This is a genomic window from Streptomyces sp. NPDC102514 (assembly GCF_055584525.1).
In genome coordinates this window covers 25,134-41,804 of the sequence record NZ_JBVJLW010000010.1, presented here as the reverse complement: position 1 = coordinate 41,804, position 16,671 = coordinate 25,134, and the positions used below count along the sequence as shown (strand labels likewise).

Here is a 16,671-nt window from a genome sequence, read left to right as displayed (position 1 = left end):
GCGCTCACCGCTGCTCGGGCGCCGCGTCGGGTGCCGCATCGGGACGGGCGTAGGTGCGGCCCTTCCAGGCCGCGCCGCGCCCCCTGTAGTGCTGCACCGCGGAATCCACCGTCATGAAGAGGTACATCAGGGCCGTGAACGGCAGCAGAGGGGCGAGCGCGAGAGGCTGCCGGTAGTACCGCAGCATCGGCAGATACGTCGCCGTCATCAGCAGCCACGCCAGTCCGCCGGCCACCGCCGCCGGGTGGGCGCCGGTCACGAGACCCACGACGAGCGCCACCGGCGGCACCAGATACACCACGGCGAGACCCGCCACGGTGCCGGCGAGCAGCAGCGGGCTGTGCCGCAGCTGGGCGTACGCGCTGCGCGAGACCATCCGCCACAGATCGTGCAGCCGCGGATAGGGACGCACGCTGTCCACGCGCTCGGCGAGCCCGAGCCAGATGTGGCCTCCGGAGCCCTTCACGGCCCTCGCCATCGCCACGTCGTCGATGACGGCCTGCCGGACGGCGTCCGGGATGCGGGCCCGCTCGGCGGCGCCGGCCCGCAGCAGGACACAGCCGCCCGCGGCGGCAGCGGTCCGCGAGCCCTTCCGGGCGATCCACCGGAACGGATACAGCTGCGCGAAGAAGTACACGAACGCGGGCACCACGAGCCGCTCCCAGACGCTCTCCACGCGCAGCCGGGCCATCTGGGAGACGAGATCGAAGTCCCCGGTCACGGCCGAGGCCACCAACTCCCGCAGACTGTCCGGCGCATGGGCGATGTCCGCGTCCGTGAGCAGCAGATATTCGGGCCCACGCGCGCGTGCCAGGCCGATGCCGTGCCGTACGGCCCAGAGCTTGCCGGTCCAGCCGGCGGGCGGCTCCCCGGGCGAGCCGACGGTCAGCGGCAGCCCGCCGTGCCGCCGCCCCAGTTCACGGGCCAGGTCCCCGGTGCCGTCCGAACTGCCGTCGTCGACGAGGAAGATCTCGGCCCGCCCCGGATACTCCTGCGCGAGGAGCGAGGGCAGACTCTCGGACAGGACGGCGGCCTCGTCGCGCGCCGGTACGACGACACACACGGACGGCCAGTCGTCCGGCTCCCCGCGCGGCGGCAGCCGCAGGTCCGTACGCCAGAAGAAGCCCTGGCCGAGCAGCAGCCACAGCCAGGCGGCCAGCGATCCGACAGCGGTCCACATGAGGGCGCTCACCCGCCGCAGTCTGCCCCACCGCTGCGGCCCGTTGAGCCGTATCGACTATGGTGACCGGGTGAAGATCGCGCTCATGGACTCCGGAATCGGACTGCTCGCGGCGGCCGCCGCGGTACGTCGACTGCGCCCCGACGCGGAGCTCGTTCTCTCCTCGGACCCCGGCAGCATGCCGTGGGGGCCCCGGACGCCCGAGGACGTGACCGCGCGCGCCCTCGCCGTCGCGGAGGCCGCCGCCGCGCACCGGCCCGACGCCCTGATCGTCGCCTGCAACACCGCGTCCGTGCACGCCCTGCCCGCCCTGCGGGCCCGCCTGGAGCCGGGGATTCCCGTCATCGGCACGGTCCCCGCGATCAAGCCGGCCGCAGCGGGCGGCGGACCCTTCGCCATCTGGGCCACGCCCGCCACCACCGGCAGCCCCTACCAGCGGGGTCTCATCCGCGAGTTCGCCGACGGGGCGAGCGTCACCGAGGTGCCCTGCCCCGGCCTCGCGGACGCCGTCGAGCACGCCGACCAGCCGGCCATCGACGCCGCGATCGCGGCGGCCGCGGCGCGTACGCCCGACGATGTGACGACCGTCGTCCTGGGCTGCACCCATTACGAACTGGTCGCCGAGCGGATCCGCGCGGCCGTCCAGCGGCCCGGCACGGCACCGCTCGTCCTGCACGGCTCGGCCGGCGCCGTGGCCGCCCAGGCACTGCGCCGCACCGGCGAGGCGGCGGCCCCGCAGGCACCCGACCAGGGCACGCTCACGGTGCTGCTCGGCGGCCGGGAGGGCGTACTGCCCGCCACCGCGCTGACGTACGACGAGGGCCGGCTGCTCCAGGCGGTCAGCCCCGCGCGCTGACCCGCCACCGGGCCCGCCATCGACCCGCGCGGCGGCCCGAGCGCGCGGCGGCGCCCGCCCGGCGGAGGCTTCGCCTCCACGCGCGACAGTCACTGTCCGCGATCAGGTGCCCTCTCTGCGGAACGTGAGTACGCTCATGGGCATGACGGACCACCCCCACGGCGAACAGGGCGCTGCCGACGCCCCGCATACCGAGGTCTGGCACGGTCGCGCGTCCAACCGTATGCAGTGGCTGCTCGCGAGCATCGGCGCCGCCTGCCTGGCGCTGGGTATCCAGCTGGCCGTCGATTCGACGTGGACGTCGGGCATCGCCGCCCTCGCCATGTCCGTGGTCGGCTGTATCGCGGCGGGGCTCCTCGTCCTCTTCGGGACGCTGGCGTTCGTGCATGTGGCGGTGAAGGTCGACAAGGAGTGCCTCGAAGTGCGCTGCGGCCACATGGGTGTGCCGCGCCGCCGCATCCCGCTGTCGCACATCACCGGAGCCGACTTCGCGCCCCGGGTCACCCCGCGCCAGTGGGGCGGCTGGGGCTACCGCTGGCGGCCCGACCAGGGCACCGCCGTGGTCGTCCGACGGGGGGAGGGGCTGGTGCTCCTCCTGGGCGACGGGCATACGTTCACCATCACGGTGGACAACGCGGAGGCGGCCGTACGGGTCATCCGCGACCGGCTGAGGATCGCCGCCATGGGCCGCACCCACTGACACCGCCGTACCACTGACGCCGTCAGAACCGTCCCCTCCGGAAGCGCTCTTTCGGGCGGGTGCGTCGCCTACCCCGCAGGGACGGTCGGCGCGGGGCGCGCCGTGGCCAGGCCCGCGAGCAGGCCCGCGCCCGCCGTGACCGTCGTGAAACTCAGGGCGTTGCCCACCGCGGCGATCACGGCCAGCGCCGCCAGGGCGGCGCCCGCGGTGAGGACGACCGGGGTGGCGCGCGGTGACCTCCACAGGGCATACAGGACCCAGCCGAACACCGCGGCGAGCAGCACCACGCCCAGGACCCCCTGTTCGGCGGCCTGCTGGAACGGCGCCGAGTGGGGTTTGCCGTCGACCGGCAGCGTCTCCGTGACGGTCGGACTCAGCTCCGCGAAGCGTCCGGGGCCGATGCCCAGTCCCGGTTCCCCGGCCGCCAGGTCGAGCGCGTCGTGCCACAGCAGTACGCGGTGCTGTGTGAGCTGCCCCTCCAGGGACGAGGTCAGACCGTCCGGCAGTACGTCCTCGGCCGCCGCCCAGGTCGCGCCGGTCACCAGGGCCACGGCGAGCGCGAGACCGCCGAGCCCCACGGCACGGCGGCGCATACGGTCGGCGGCGAGCGAGCAGAGCAGCACTCCCAGACAGGTGACGAAGCCCGACGTCGACCCCAGGACGGCCGCGGTGACCGCGATACCGGCGGCCAGCAGCCGCAGGGCGAGCCGCAGTCCCGACGGGCGGGCCGCCCAGGCCGCACAGCACGCGGCCCCCGCGGAGAGGGTGAGCAGCGCGGCGGTCGCGCCGGTCTGGCCGAGAGGTGAGGTCGCCTGGCTGCCCGGATTGATGTGCGGGGCGGCCACGGCGAGCCCGAGTCCGGCGAACGCGCCCGCGCCGGGCACGGCGACCGGCAGCAGTTCGCCGCAGATCCGCCCCACCGCGTAGCCGGCGGCCACGGCGAGCACCGCGAGCAGCACCCCCTCGGGCCGCCCGCCGTGCACCGCGGCGGTGATCAGGGACCAGGCGGCGCACGCTCCGAGCACGACGACACCCGTCGCGTCCGAAGCGCTGCGTCTGTCGTGCGCCGACGCCGGACCGGTCGCCGAAGCCATCCCCGTGGACCCCACCCCGACGCCCCCCGACCTGTGACGGGCCCCGACCGCCCGGCCGGAAACGGCCCGTACGTCGAAGGCTCCGGCACACCGTAACGGGTGATGCGCCGGTTTGTGGACGAGTTGCGCAGAAACGATGCGGCAAGTGAGGGGTAAACGCCCGGTCAGTGCCTCGTGCGTACTCCGTGCGCACCCGGCGGGCGCCCGGCCGGGCGCCGGGGGCCGCGCTGTCGGCGCCGTGGTCACGCGCCGTAGACTCCCCGCGTGACCGCCACAGCGACCCCCGTAGACGAGCCGGAACAGCTCGACCCGCAGAACCGGCCCGTTTCGCGCATGGTTCGCCTGGCGCGACGGCTGCTTCCGGCCGCCGCCGCGGCACTTTCCGGAGTGCTGCTGTACGTCAGTTTCCCGCCGCGCACCCTGTGGTGGCTGGCCCTGCCGGCCTTCGCGATCCTCGCCTGGTGCCTGCACGGCCGCACCTGGAAGGCGGCCCTCGGCCTCGGCTACCTCTTCGGCCTCGGCTTCCTGCTGCCGCTGCTCGTCTGGACCGGCGTCGAGGTCGGCCCCGGACCGTGGCTGGCGCTCGTCGTCATCGAGGCGGTGTACGTCGCGCTCGTCGGCGCCGGCATCGCGGCCGTGTCGAAGCTGCCCGGCCGGCCCTTGTGGGCGGCTGCCCTGTGGATCGCCGGTGAGGCGGCACGCGCGCGTGTGCCGTTCGGCGGCTTCCCCTGGGGCAAGATCGCCTTCGGCCAGGCCGACGGCGTCTTCCTGCCGCTCGCGGCGGTGGGCGGCACCCCCGTGCTCGGGTTCGCGGTCGTCCTGTGCGGCTTCGGCCTGTACGAGACCGTCCGCGTGGGCCTCGAAGCACGGCGTACGCGGGTCGTACGCCGGGGGGCCGCCGCGGTGGCCCTGCTCGCTCTCGTCGTCCCCGTGGCGGGCGCCTTCGCCGCACGCTCCCTGGTCAGTGACAGCGCCGAGGACGGCACCGCGACCGTCGCCGTCATCCAGGGCAACGTCCCGCGCGCGGGACTCGACTTCAACTCCCAGCGCCGCGCCGTCCTCGACCACCACGCACGCGAGACCGAGCGGCTGGCCGCGCGGGTCAAGGCGGGCAAGGTGGCCCAGCCCGACTTCGTGCTGTGGCCGGAGAATTCCTCCGACATCGACCCCTTCCGCAACCCCGACGCCTACGCCGTGATCGACAAGGCGGCCAGGGCCATCGGCGCGCCCATCTCGGTCGGCGGTGTCGTGGAGAAGAGCGGCAAGCTCTACAACGAGCAGATCCTGTGGGACCCGGTGAAGGGTCCCGGCGCCACCTACGACAAGCGACAGGTCCAGCCGTTCGGCGAGTACCTCCCGATGCGCTCGCTCCTCGGCGCCGTCAACGAGAACTGGACGTCGATGGTCCGCCAGGACTTCAGCCGGGGCGACAAGCCCGGCGTGTTCACCATGGCGGGCACCCAGGTCGGCCTCGCGACCTGTTACGAGGCCGCCTTCGACTGGGCCGTGCGCGACACCGTCACCCACGGCGCCCAGATCATCTCCGTACCGAGCAACAACGCCACGTTCGACCGCAGCGAGATGACGTACCAGCAGCTCGCCATGTCCCGCGTCCGGGCCGTCGAGCACAGCCGGACCGTCACCGTCCCGGTGACCAGCGGCGTCAGCGCCATGATCATGCCGGACGGGAGGATCACCCAGCGCACCGGCATGTTCGTGGCCGACTCCCTCGTGCAGAAGGTGCCGCTGCGGTCCTCCGAGACCCCCGCCACCCGCTTCGGCATCGCGCCCGAGATGGTGCTGGTCCTGATCGCCGCGGGCGGACTCGGCTGGGCGGTCACGTCGGCCGCGCGTGGACGCCGGAACGCGGCAGGGTGACGCGACCGGCCCGTTAGGGTCGGTCCATGGCTACTCCTGACTTCATCCGTACGATCCGGGCCAGCGCCGGACAGCAGTTGCTGTGGCTTCCCGGAGTCACCGCCGTCGTCTTCGACGACGAGGACAGAGTCCTGCTCGGGCGCCGCGTCGACACCGGTAAATGGGCCGTCATCGCCGGAATGTCGGAGCCGGGGGAGCAGCCCGCCGCCTGTGCCGTCCGCGAGGTCTACGAGGAGACGGGCGTCCGGTGCGTGGCCGAACGCGTCGTTCTCGTCCAGGCACTGAAGCCGATCACGTACCCGAACGGCGACATCTGCCAGTTCATGGACATCACCATCCGGTGCCGGGCCGTCGGAGGCGAGGCCCGCGTCAACGACGACGAGTCGCTGGAGGTCGCCTGGTTCGCCGTGGACGCGCTGCCGGAACTGAACGAGCACGGGCTGGTCCGGATCAAGCAGGCGCTGTCCGACGAGCCCACGTGGTTCGACACCACGACCTGAGGGTGAAGTGTGGGTGGTGACCACATGGGGCGAGCCGGAGGGGCTCCCTAGGGTCGGAGCATGACCGCGCGCAGCGTCCTCGCAGGCCCCCAGGCCCCCTCCTCCGACCTGGGCGGCCGTACCGCCCTCGTCACCGGCGCCGCAGGCGGGATCGGCCGGGCGTGCGCGCTGCGGCTCGCCGCGGCCGGTGCGAAAGTGCGGGCGGTCGACCGCAGGGCCGAGGGACTGGAGACACTCGCCGAACAGGCCCGGGGCCTCGCGGGAACCGTCGAACCGCACCTCCTCGACCTCACCGACCTGGACGCGGCGGAATCCGCCGCGGCGGGCACCGACATCCTCGTCAACAACGCCGGACTTCAACTGGTGCGCCCCATCGAGGACTTCCCGCCCGACACCTTCCACACCGTGCTGACCGTGATGCTGGAGGCACCGTTCCGGCTCATCCGCGGGGCGCTGCCGCACATGTACGGGCAGGGGTGGGGCCGCATCGTCAATGTGTCCTCTGTCCATGGGCTCCGCGCCTCCGCCTTCAAGTCGGCCTATGTGGCGGCAAAACACGGCTTGGAGGGCCTCTCCAAGACGGCGGCGCTCGAAGGCGCCCCCCACGGAGTCACCTCGAACTGTGTGAACCCCGCCTATGTGCGCACACCCCTGGTCGAGAAACAGCTCACCGACCAGTCGGCCGCCCACGGGATACCGCGGGAGCGGGTGCTGACCGAGATCCTGCTGAAGGACAGCGCCGTCAAACGCCTCATCGAACCCGAGGAGGTCGCCGAGGCCGTGGCGTACCTCTGCGGCCCGGCCGCGTCCTTCGTCACCGGCACCTCGCTGGTGCTCGACGGCGGCTGGACCGCGCACTGAGCGCGAGTTATCCACAGGGCTGGTCAGGCTGTCGGTGCGACGGGTAATCCTGGTGGACATGTTCCGTGATCAATCGAAGTCGGCCGGGCGCTCCGAGGCGAGCGCGGAGACGCCGTACCTGAAACTCCTGGCCAGGGGCGCGTCCGCCGACGCGTACGAGCAGCCGGTGCTGCTCGCCCGTGCGGACGGCATGGCCGCCGACCGGATCGCCGCCCTTGAGGACGCCAAGGTGCTCGCCCTGCGCGTGCGCTCGGAGATGGAGGGGCGCCGCAGACGCGAGGCCGAGCTGTCCGCGCTCTTCGAGACGGCCCACGACCTGGCGGGACTGCGCGACCTCGACGCCGTGCTCCAGGCGATCGTGCAGCGCGCCCGCTCCCTGCTGAGCACGGACGTCGCGTACCTCAGCCTGAACGACCCGGCGCGGGGCGACACGTACATGCGGGTCACCGAGGGCTCGGTCGCGGCGCGCTTCCAGCAGCTGCGCCTGGGCATGGGGGAGGGGCTGGGCGGGCTCGTCGCCCAGACGGCCCGGCCCTACGTCACGGACGACTACTTCCGGGACGACCGCTTCCGGCACACCCTGACGATCGACGCGGGGGTACGGGACGAGGGGCTGGTGGCGATCCTCGGCGTGCCCCTCGCGCTCGGCCCGCACGTCATCGGTGTGCTCTTCGCCGCCGACCGCCGTGCGCGGGTCTTCGAGCGGCAGGAGATCGCGCTGCTCGGCTCCTTCGCGGCCCTGGCGGCGGTGGCCATCGACGCCGCGAACCTGCTCACCGAGACCCGTCAGACGCTGGCGGACCTGGAGCGGGCCAACGAGATCATCGGGGACCGCAGCGGGGTCATCGAGCGGGCCTCGGACGTCCATGACCGGCTCGCCGAGCTCGTTCTGCGGGGCGGCGGGGTCCACGACGTGTCCGCCGCGGTCTCCCAGGTCCTCGACGGCACCGTGCGCTTCGCCGACGCGGGAGCGGCACCCGGCGACGCCGTCGAGGTGTCACGCGCCGAAGGCCACGCCGTCCGCCACGGGGACGACTGGGTCGCGGCCGTCGCCGCCGGCGGAGAACTGCTCGGCGCGCTGGTGCTGGACGGCCAGCCGGGACTCGACCCGGTCGACCAGCGCACCCTGGAGCGCGCCGCCATGGTCACCTCGCTCCTGCTGCTCGCCCGGCGCTCGGCCGCCGAGGCCGAACAGCGCGTCCGCGGCGAGCTGCTGGACGACCTGCTCGACGCCCGCGACCGCGACCCCCGGCTGCTGCGCGAGCGCGCGGCCCGGTTCGACGCCGACCTCGACTCCGTCCACGTGGTGCTCGCCGCCCGGCTGGACAGCCCGGTGGCGGACGCCGACCAGGAGGCGGCGGCCCGGCGCAGACTGTGGTCCGCGGCGTCCCACCTCGCCGCCACCCGGCTCGGACTCGCCGCGGCCCGCGACGGAGGCACCGTCCTGCTGCTGCCCCTCGGCCCCGGCGACACGGCGACGGAGCTGGCCCGCCGCACGGCGAGAGACCTGGGCACGGCCGTTCACGAGGCGGTCACCGTCGGGGCCTCCGCACCCGTCCGGGATCTCGCCGTGCGCCCGGAGACCGTGGCCGAGGCCTATGCCGAGGGACAGCGGTGCCTCGACGCGCTGCGGCTCCTCGGCCGCCCGGGGGACGGCGCCGCCGCCGAGGACTTCGGGTTCCTGGGGCTGCTGCTGGCCGGGAGCAGGGACATCCCCGGCTTCGTCGAGCGCACCATCGGCCAGGTCGTCACGTACGACGAGAAGCGCGGCACGGATCTTCTGCGCACCCTCGACGCGTACTTCGCCTGCGGGATGAGCCCGGCACGTACGAAGGACGAGCTGCACGTCCACGTCAACACGGTCGCGCAGCGCCTGGAGCGGGTGGGCCGGCTGCTCGGACCCGAGTGGCAGAGTCCGGCCCGCGCGCTGGAGATCCAGCTGGCTTTGCGGCTGCACCGGCTGTCGTCCTCGGCGCCTCCCGGACAGCACTGACCCCCGCACGCACGGACGCGCGGGGGCCGGTCGCCGCACGACGGCCCGGACGATGCCGGTCGGTGCCGGCCGCTGCCCGGTCGGTGCTAGACCGCTGCTCAACCGCCGCTCAGACGGTACGGGCGTCCGCGGGGTGGGACTCCTTCGCGGCTTCCACGCCCTCCGCGCCCGGCTCGGCGGTCCCGGACGGACCGGTTCCTGCCGCGGCCACCGCCGTCGCATCCCCGTCGACGTCCGCGAGGTCGCGGTGGCGGGTCTCCTTCGCCACTCCCACGGCGATCAGGGTCAGCACGGCCGCCCCGATCACGTACAGGGCGATCGGCGTCGAGCTGTCGTAGTCCGCCAGCAGCGCGGTCGCGATGAGCGGTGCGGGCGCGCCCGCGGCGACCGACGAGAACTGCGCGCCGATCGAGGCCCCGGAGTACCGCATGCGGGTCGCGAACATCTCGGAGAAGAACGCGGCCTGCGGGGCGTACATGGCGCCGTGCAGGACCAGACCCACGGTCACGGCGAGGATCAGGTTCCTGAAGCTCCCCGTGTCGATGAGCGCGAAGAACGGGAACATCCACAGCCCGATACCGGCCGCGCCCAGCAGATACACCGGCCGGCGGCCGACCCGGTCGGACAGGGCGCCCCACGCCGGGATCGCCGCGAAGTGCACGGCGGACGCGATGAGCACCGCGTTCAGCGCGGTCTGCTTGGACAGCCCGGTCGACGTGGTGGCGTACACGAGGATGAACGCGGTGATCACGTAGTAGCTGATGTTCTCCGCCATGCGCGCGCCCATCGCGATGAGGACGTCCCGCCAGTGGTACCGCAGCACGGAGACCAGCGGCAGTTTCTCCGCGGCCCCGTCCTGGATCGACTTGCGGGCCTCGGCCTGGGCCAGGGCCGCCTTGAAGACGGGCGATTCGTCGACGGACAGACGTATCCACAGACCGACCATGACGAGCACGCCCGACAGCAGGAAGGGGATGCGCCAGCCCCAGGCCGTGAACTGGGCGTCCGAGAGCAGGGCGGTCAGCAACGACAGCACCCCCGTCGCCAGCAGCTGTCCGGCGGGCGCCCCGGTCTGCGGCCACGAGGCCCAGAAACCGCGCCGCCGCGCGTCCCCGTGCTCCGACACCAGCAGTACGGCGCCGCCCCACTCCCCGCCCAGCGCGAAGCCCTGCACCAGGCGCAGCACGGTCAGCAGCACCGGGGCCGCCGTACCGATGGTCGCGTGCGTGGGCAGCAGCCCGATCGCGAAGGTCGCCCCGCCCATCAGCAGCAAACTCAGGACCAGGAGTTTCTTACGGCCGAGCCGGTCGCCGTAGTGCCCGAAGACCAGCGCCCCGAGCGGCCGGGCGGCGAACCCCACCGCGTACGTCAGGAACGACAGCAGGGTCCCGACGAGCGGGTCGGAGCCCGGGAAGAACAGCTTGTTGAAGACGAGCGCGGCGGCCGATCCGTAGAGGAAGAAGTCGTACCACTCGATGGTGGTGCCGATCAGGCTCGCGGCGACGATGCGCTTGAGGCTGCTGGGTGGTGTCGAGGCTGGTGGTGGGGGAGCGGTTGCTGCGGAGGCCATGTGCACCACTTCCGGGTGTTCGGTGGGGACGGGTACGTATCGGCACACCGTAGGAAGGCGCAGGTCAGGCGCACATGTGGTGGGACAACATAGTTCTGGCCGATGAAGTGCGTGCTCCCACCATGCCGTGCATCGAAGGGCGTCGAAGGCGCGGGCTGCCCACCCGCGACCGGGTCGAAGCCGCTCCCGGCCGGGCCGTGGCGGACTTGTGCAGCCTCCTGTCCGGTCCGGCGCCATCACGAGATATCTTGATGTCGAGCAATGTTGCAGACTTTGCAGACGTGGAGCGGAGCACCCGGTGACTGACTCGACCATCATCTATACGCACACTGACGAGGCCCCGGCCCTGGCGACGTATTCGTTCTTGCCGGTGGTCCAGGCGTACGCGTCGCAGGCCGGTGTCACTGTGGAAACCCGTGACATCTCGCTGGCCGGGCGGATCATCGCCCTCTTCCCCGAGTTCCTGGAGGAGGGCCAGCGCATCGCCGACGCCCTCGCCGAGCTGGGCGAGCTGGCCAAGACGCCCGGTGCCAACATCATCAAGCTGCCGAACATCTCGGCCTCGATCCCGCAGCTGAAGGCCGCGGTCGCCGAGCTGCAGTCGCAGGGCTACGCGCTGCCGAACTACCCGGACGACCCGAAGACCGACGAGGAGCGCGACATCCGCGCCCGCTACGACAAGGTCAAGGGCAGCGCCGTGAACCCGGTGCTGCGCGAGGGCAACTCCGACCGCCGCGCCCCCGCGTCGGTCAAGAACTACGCCAAGGCCCACCCGCACCGCATGGGCGCCTGGACCGCAGACTCGAAGACCAACGTCGCGACCATGGGTGTCGACGACTTCCGGTCCACCGAGAAGTCCGTGGTGATCTCCGAGGCCGGCTCCCTGCGCATCGAGCTGACCGGCGACGACGGCTCCACCACCGTCCTGCGTGAGTCCGTACCCGTCCTCGCGGGCGAGGTCGTCGACGCCTCCGTCCTGCACGTCGCCGCGCTGCGCGAGTTCCTCACCGCGCAGATCGCCAAGGCCAAGGCCGACGGCGTGCTGTTCTCCGTGCACCTCAAGGCCACCATGATGAAGGTCTCCGACCCGATCATCTTCGGCCACGTGGTGCGCGCCTTCTTCCCGAAGACGTTCGCGCAGTACGGCAAGGCGCTCGCCACCGCGGGTCTGACCCCCAACGACGGTCTCGGCGGCATCTACAAGGGCCTTGAGTCCCTGCCCGAGGGCGCCGAGATCAAGGCGTCCTTCGACGCCGAGCTCGCCGAGGGCCCCGAGCTGGCCATGGTCGACTCCGACAAGGGCATCAGCAACCTGCACGTGCCCTCCGACGTCATCGTCGACGCCTCCATGCCGGCGATGATCCGCACCTCCGGCCACATGTGGGGCCCGGACGGCGGCGAGGCCGACACCCTGGCGGTCCTCCCGGACTCCAGCTACGCCGGTGTCTACCAGGTCGTCCTCGACGACTGCCGCGCCAACGGCGCCTTCGACCCCTCGACGATGGGCACCGTCCCGAACGTCGGTCTGATGGCGCAGAAGGCCGAGGAGTACGGCAGCCACGACAAGACCTTCGAGATCGCGACCACCGGCACGGTCCGCCTCGTCGACCAGGCCGGAAACGTCGTCCTGCAGCAGACGGTCTCCGCCGGCGACATCTTCCGCGCCTGCCAGACCAAGGACGCCCCGATCCGGGACTGGGTCAAGCTCGCCGTCACCCGCGCCCGCGCCACCGGCGACCCGACCGTTTTCTGGCTGGACGAGAGCCGCGCGCACGACGCGAAGCTCATCGAGAAGGTCAACGCCTACCTGCCGGAGCACGACACCGAGGGCCTGGACATCCGTGTCCTTTCGCCCGTCGAGGCGACCAAGCTCTCCGTGGAGCGCATCCGCCGCGGCGAGAACACCATCTCGGTCACCGGCAACGTCCTGCGCGACTACCTGACCGACCTGTTCCCGATCCTGGAGCTGGGCACCAGCGCCAAGATGCTCTCGATCGTCCCCCTGATGAACGGCGGCGGCCTCTTCGAGACGGGCGCCGGCGGCTCCGCGCCCAAGCACGTGCAGCAGCTGGTCAAGGAGGACTACCTGCGCTGGGACAGCCTGGGCGAGTTCCTCGCGCTGGCCTCCAGCTTCGAGCACCTCGCGCAGACCACGGACAACGCGCGCGCCCAGGTCCTCGCCGACACGCTCGACCGCGCGACGGCCACGTTCCTTGAGAACGACAAGTCGCCGAGCCGTCGCCTCGGTGGCATCGACAACCGCGGCAGCCACTTCTTCCTCGCGCTGTACTGGGCGCAGGAGCTGGCCGGGCAGACCGACGACGCCGAGCTCGCCAAGGTGATCGCACCGCTCGCCGAGACGCTCACCGCGCAGGAGGAGACGATCGTCTCCGAGCTGAACGCGGTGCAGGGTTCGCCTGCCGAGATCGGTGGGTACTACCAGCCCGACCCGGTCAAGGCCGAGGCCGTCATGCGGCCGTCCGCCACGCTGAACGCGGCGCTGGCGACGCTGGCCTGAGCCTCAGCCGTAGCGTCCCCCGCGGGTGGCTCGTTCGTCACCTGCGGGCGCGTCGTGGCTGGTCGCGCAGTTCCCCGCGCCCCTTTCGGGGGCGTGGGGTTTGCTGTATCCGGACTCCTGATGGGCAGGTCGGTGATGGCGTTGCAGGTCGAAGCACACGGGCTCGATGTGATCGGGGACGGCGAGCGGAAGGGCACGCCCCGTACGCTCTTCTGGCCCTGGTTCGGGGCGAATGTCTCCATTCTCGGACTGAGCTACGGATCCTTCGTGCTCGGGTTCGGGATCTCGTTCTGGCAGGCCCTGGCCGCCGGGGTGATCGGGATCGTCTTCTCGTTCCTGCTCTGCGGACTTGTCGCGGTCGCGGGCAAGCGCGGTTCGGCGCCGACCATGGTGCTCAGCCGGGCCGCCTACGGCGTGCGAGGCAACCGGCTCCCCGCCGTCGTGTCCTGGATGCTCACCGTCGGCTGGGAGACCGTCCTCACGGCGCTGGCGACGATGGCCACCTCGACCGTGCTCGACCGCCTCGGCTGGGGCGGCGGCACCGGGACCGAAGTGGTGGCCCTGATCGTCGTCGGCGCGCTCGTCGTGGTCGGCGGGGTGATGGGCTTCGACCTGATCATGCGGCTCCAGACGGTCATCACCGTCGTCACCGGGGTCCTGACCGTCGTCTACATCGGGCTCGTCGCCGACCACATCCACTGGTCGGCCGTCAGCGCCGTACCGGCCGGTTCCGCCCAGGAATTCATCGGCGCCCTGGTCTTCATGATGACCGGCTTCGGACTCGGCTGGGTCAACGCCGCCGCCGACTACTCGCGCTATCTGCCGCGAAACTCCTCCGGCCGGGGCGTGGTCGGCTGGACGACCTTCGGCGCTTCGGTGGCACCGCTGCTCCTGCTCGTCTTCGGCCTGCTGCTCGCCGGATCGTCCACGACACTCAGCACGGCCATCGCGGGCGACCCGATCGGCGCGCTCACCACGATCCTGCCCACCTGGTTCCTGATCCCCTTCGCCGTGGTGGCCGTACTCGGCCTGGTCGGCGGCGCGGTCCTCGACATCTACTCGTCCGGCCTGGCCCTGCTCGCCGCGGGCCTGCGCGTACCGCGCTATCTGGCGGCCCTGCTGGACGGCGTCCTGATGATCGCGGGCTCCGTCTACATCGTCTTCGTCGCCGACGACTTCCTGGGCCAGTTCATCGGCTTCCTCACCACACTCGGCGTGCCGGTCGCGGCCTGGTGCGGAGTGATGCTCGCCGACCTGGCGCTGCGCCGCCGCGACTACGACGAGGCCGACCTGTTCCGCGTGAAGGGCCGCTACGGAGACGTCGAACCGCTCCCGCTGCTGCTCACCCTCGCCGCCACCGCGCTCGGCTGGGGCCTGGTCACCAACTCGGCCGCCGACTGGCTGGAGTGGCAGGGCTATCTGCTCGGGCCCCTCGGCCTCGGCGGCAAGGACGGCACCTGGGCGTACGCGAACCTGGGCGTACTCGCCGCGCTCGCCCTCGGCTTCCTCGGCACCCTCGCACTCGGCCGGGCGAGGGTGCGTACGCAGGAGGCGCAGGCCCCGAGCGGACCGGTGGACGGGAAGACGCTGAACGCATGAGCGGGAACGGGCGCCGGAGTGGGAGTGCGAGGGGCGACGGGGCCGCCGCCCACCTCGCCGTCATCGACATGCAGCGCGTCTTCGCCGAGCCGGACAGTCCGTGGGCCACGCCCCGCTTCGGCGAGGCCGCCGAGGGCGTACGCCGTCTGCTGCCCGCCTTCGTCGAGCGGGCCACCTTCACCCGCTTCCTCGCACCCGCCGAACCGGCCGGTGCCTGGCGCGCGTACTACGAGCAGTGGCCCTTCGCGCTGCGGCCCCCGCACGACCGGCTGTGGGAGCTGGTCGACGAACTCGCCCCGTACGCACGGCACTTCGTGGACGCCCACACCTTCGGCAAGTGGACCCCGGAGCTGGCCGCGCGGGTGGGCCCGGGGCGCCGGCTCGTGCTGGCCGGAGTCAGCACGGACTGCTGCGTGCTGTCCACCGCGCTCGCGGCGGCCGACGCGGGCGTCGAGGTTCGGGTGGTGGCCGACGCCTGCGCGGGCGCGGACGACGCCTCGCACGCCAAGACCCTGCAGATCATGGACCTGTACCGGCCGCTGATCCGGGTCGTCACCGTGGCCGAGGTACTCACCACGGATCACTGAGCCCCGGCATCGACACCGGCACACACCACAGCCGCAAGCCGGTCAGAGCCGGCCCACCCCCGTGTACAGGTCCAGTTCCCCCTCCAGCTCCACGGCCAGCACGGTCGCCTCCTCGTCCAGATCGGCCGCAGCGGGCGCGTCGATCCACGTCACCCCCGGTACGGTGTTGAGTCCGCGGGTGACGTGATGGCCCAGTTCGGTGCCCGTGCCGAGGACCGTGACGCGCCGGACCCGGTTCCGCAGCCCCCGGACCGATACGGAGTCGCGCGGGGCGTCGAAGCACACCAGGTAGAGCGTGCGCCGGTCCGCGGACAGGGTGCTGGGGCCGTAGTGGTGCCCGGCGGGCAGCCCGGCGACCGTGCCGTACACGGCGTCCGTGTGCCGCCCGATCCACGCGCCGAGGCCCTCCATGCGTTCGATCTGTTCCTCGGGGATCGTGCCGTCCTCGCGCGGTGCCGCGGCCAGCAGCAGATTGCCGCCCATGCCGATGGTCTCGGTGAAGTACCGCACCAGCTGGCGCACCGACTTGAAGTCGCGGTCCTGCGGCCGGTGGCTCCATGAGCCGTTGATCGTGAGGCACAGCTCCCACGGGCCGTCCGGGGCCTGGAGCGGCGTGCCCTGTTCCGGCGTGGAGTAGTCGCCGTGGCCGAGCATCCGGCCGTTGAGGATGGTGTCCGGGTTGCCCGCGAGGATCTGGTCGGCGAGTTCGTCCATCCGCCACTGCTCCTCGGTGCGCTCCCATTCGCCGTCGAACCAGAGGATGTCGGGCCGGAAGCGTTCGACGAGTTCGCGGACCTGTCCGTCGCGGTACGCGAGATAGCGGGCCCAGGCCGCCGGGTCCTCCTGACCGGGCTCGGCCTGCGAGTACGCGTTCAGCGGCACGACGTACGGGCCCGGGTGCCGCTCGGTCGCGTAGTCCGGGTGGTTCCAGTCGGAGTGCGAGTAGTAGAGGCCGACCTTGAGATCCCGGGCGCGCAGTGCCTCGACGAACCCGGTGACGAGGTCGCGGCCCGCCGGGGTGTCCCGGACCACGTCGAGATTGCGGTGGCCGGTGTCCCAGAGGGCGACGCCGTCGTGGTGCCGGGTGGTGAGGACCGCGTACCGGGCGCCGACGCGGGCGAACAACTCGGCCCAGGCGTCGGGGTCGTAGTGCGAGGCGCTGAAGCCGTCGAGCTGTTTCATGTACTGCTCGTGCGTCATCTCGCCCGTGTAGAAGGACCAGGACTCGGCGGCGCCACCGACGGCGTAGACGCCGTAGTGGATGAAGATGCCCAGCTTGGCAGCGGGAAACCAGGGTTGCATCGGCATGCGTCCACGCTAGGCGCGCGCCGTCTC

At 72.2% G+C, this 16,671-nt stretch carries 13 protein-coding genes; 9 read left to right on the top strand and 4 right to left on the bottom strand.

The window, feature by feature from the left end; translation table 11 throughout:
• Nucleotides 1–4: 4 nt before the first annotated feature.
• On the bottom strand, nucleotides 5–1,180 hold the full coding sequence (locus tag ACZ60E_RS25015) for a glycosyltransferase (RefSeq protein ID WP_469443537.1): 1,176 nt from the start codon (nucleotides 1,178–1,180) through the stop codon (nucleotides 5–7).
• A gap of 70 nt (nucleotides 1,181–1,250) precedes the next feature.
• Here ACZ60E_RS25015 and ACZ60E_RS25010 point away from each other — a divergent pair, with 70 nt between their 5' ends.
• Together ACZ60E_RS25010 and ACZ60E_RS25005 are read left to right on the top strand one after the other, a co-directional pair.
• Entirely contained in the window at nucleotides 1,251–2,036 is a 786-nt protein-coding gene (locus ACZ60E_RS25010) for a glutamate racemase (RefSeq protein ID WP_383935999.1), read from the top strand.
• A 142-nt stretch (nucleotides 2,037–2,178) separates the two neighbouring features.
• Nucleotides 2,179–2,736 (top strand): hypothetical protein, encoded by a 558-nt coding sequence (locus ACZ60E_RS25005; RefSeq protein ID WP_384798906.1) that lies wholly within the window; start codon nucleotides 2,179–2,181, stop codon nucleotides 2,734–2,736.
• A 68-nt stretch (nucleotides 2,737–2,804) separates the two neighbouring features.
• On the opposite strand, the gene ACZ60E_RS25000 is transcribed toward ACZ60E_RS25005, so the two are convergent.
• Nucleotides 2,805–3,830 (bottom strand): O-antigen ligase family protein, encoded by a 1,026-nt coding sequence (locus ACZ60E_RS25000; protein WP_469443209.1) that lies wholly within the window; start codon nucleotides 3,828–3,830, stop codon nucleotides 2,805–2,807.
• 264 nt (nucleotides 3,831–4,094) lie between these two features.
• Between ACZ60E_RS25000 and lnt the strand changes: the two genes are divergently transcribed.
• The 4 genes from lnt to ACZ60E_RS24980 are packed head-to-tail and all read left to right on the top strand — an operon-like array spanning nucleotide 4,095 to nucleotide 9,062.
• Nucleotides 4,095–5,708 (top strand): apolipoprotein N-acyltransferase, encoded by a 1,614-nt coding sequence (lnt, locus tag ACZ60E_RS24995; RefSeq protein WP_469443206.1) that lies wholly within the window; start codon nucleotides 4,095–4,097, stop codon nucleotides 5,706–5,708.
• A 26-nt stretch (nucleotides 5,709–5,734) separates the two neighbouring features.
• Entirely contained in the window at nucleotides 5,735–6,208 is a 474-nt protein-coding gene (locus tag ACZ60E_RS24990) for an NUDIX hydrolase (protein WP_384798897.1), read from the top strand.
• 60 nt (nucleotides 6,209–6,268) lie between these two features.
• Nucleotides 6,269–7,069 carry a 3-hydroxybutyrate dehydrogenase gene (locus tag ACZ60E_RS24985; protein ID WP_384798894.1) on the top strand — a complete coding sequence of 267 codons (801 nt, stop codon included), beginning with the start codon at nucleotides 6,269–6,271 and terminating at the stop codon, nucleotides 7,067–7,069.
• A gap of 58 nt (nucleotides 7,070–7,127) precedes the next feature.
• Nucleotides 7,128–9,062: a helix-turn-helix domain-containing protein gene (locus ACZ60E_RS24980; RefSeq protein ID WP_469443203.1), complete on the top strand. Its 1,935-nt coding sequence runs from the start codon at nucleotides 7,128–7,130 to the stop codon at nucleotides 9,060–9,062.
• 109 nt (nucleotides 9,063–9,171) lie between these two features.
• On the opposite strand, the gene ACZ60E_RS24975 is transcribed toward ACZ60E_RS24980, so the two are convergent.
• Complete coding sequence (locus ACZ60E_RS24975) at nucleotides 9,172–10,632, bottom strand: MFS transporter (RefSeq protein ID WP_469443201.1); 1,461 nt, start codon at nucleotides 10,630–10,632, stop codon at nucleotides 9,172–9,174.
• A gap of 298 nt (nucleotides 10,633–10,930) precedes the next feature.
• Here ACZ60E_RS24975 and ACZ60E_RS24970 point away from each other — a divergent pair, with 298 nt between their 5' ends.
• The 3 genes from ACZ60E_RS24970 (at nucleotide 10,931) to ACZ60E_RS24960 (ending at nucleotide 15,336) form a co-directional block, all read left to right on the top strand.
• Entirely contained in the window at nucleotides 10,931–13,150 is a 2,220-nt protein-coding gene (locus ACZ60E_RS24970; protein ID WP_469443199.1) for an NADP-dependent isocitrate dehydrogenase, read from the top strand.
• A 120-nt stretch (nucleotides 13,151–13,270) separates the two neighbouring features.
• Nucleotides 13,271–14,749: a purine-cytosine permease family protein gene (locus ACZ60E_RS24965; RefSeq protein ID WP_384798883.1), complete on the top strand. Its 1,479-nt coding sequence runs from the start codon at nucleotides 13,271–13,273 to the stop codon at nucleotides 14,747–14,749.
• Complete coding sequence (locus tag ACZ60E_RS24960; RefSeq protein WP_469443197.1) at nucleotides 14,746–15,336, top strand: cysteine hydrolase family protein; 591 nt, start codon at nucleotides 14,746–14,748, stop codon at nucleotides 15,334–15,336. Before ACZ60E_RS24965 ends, ACZ60E_RS24960 begins: the two co-directional genes overlap by 4 nt.
• Nucleotides 15,337–15,378: 42 nt before the next feature.
• Here the strand turns inward: ACZ60E_RS24960 and ACZ60E_RS24955 are convergent, their stop codons facing one another.
• Complete coding sequence (locus tag ACZ60E_RS24955; protein WP_469443196.1) at nucleotides 15,379–16,644, bottom strand: alpha-L-fucosidase; 1,266 nt, start codon at nucleotides 16,642–16,644, stop codon at nucleotides 15,379–15,381.
• Nucleotides 16,645–16,671: the final 27 nt, after the last annotated feature.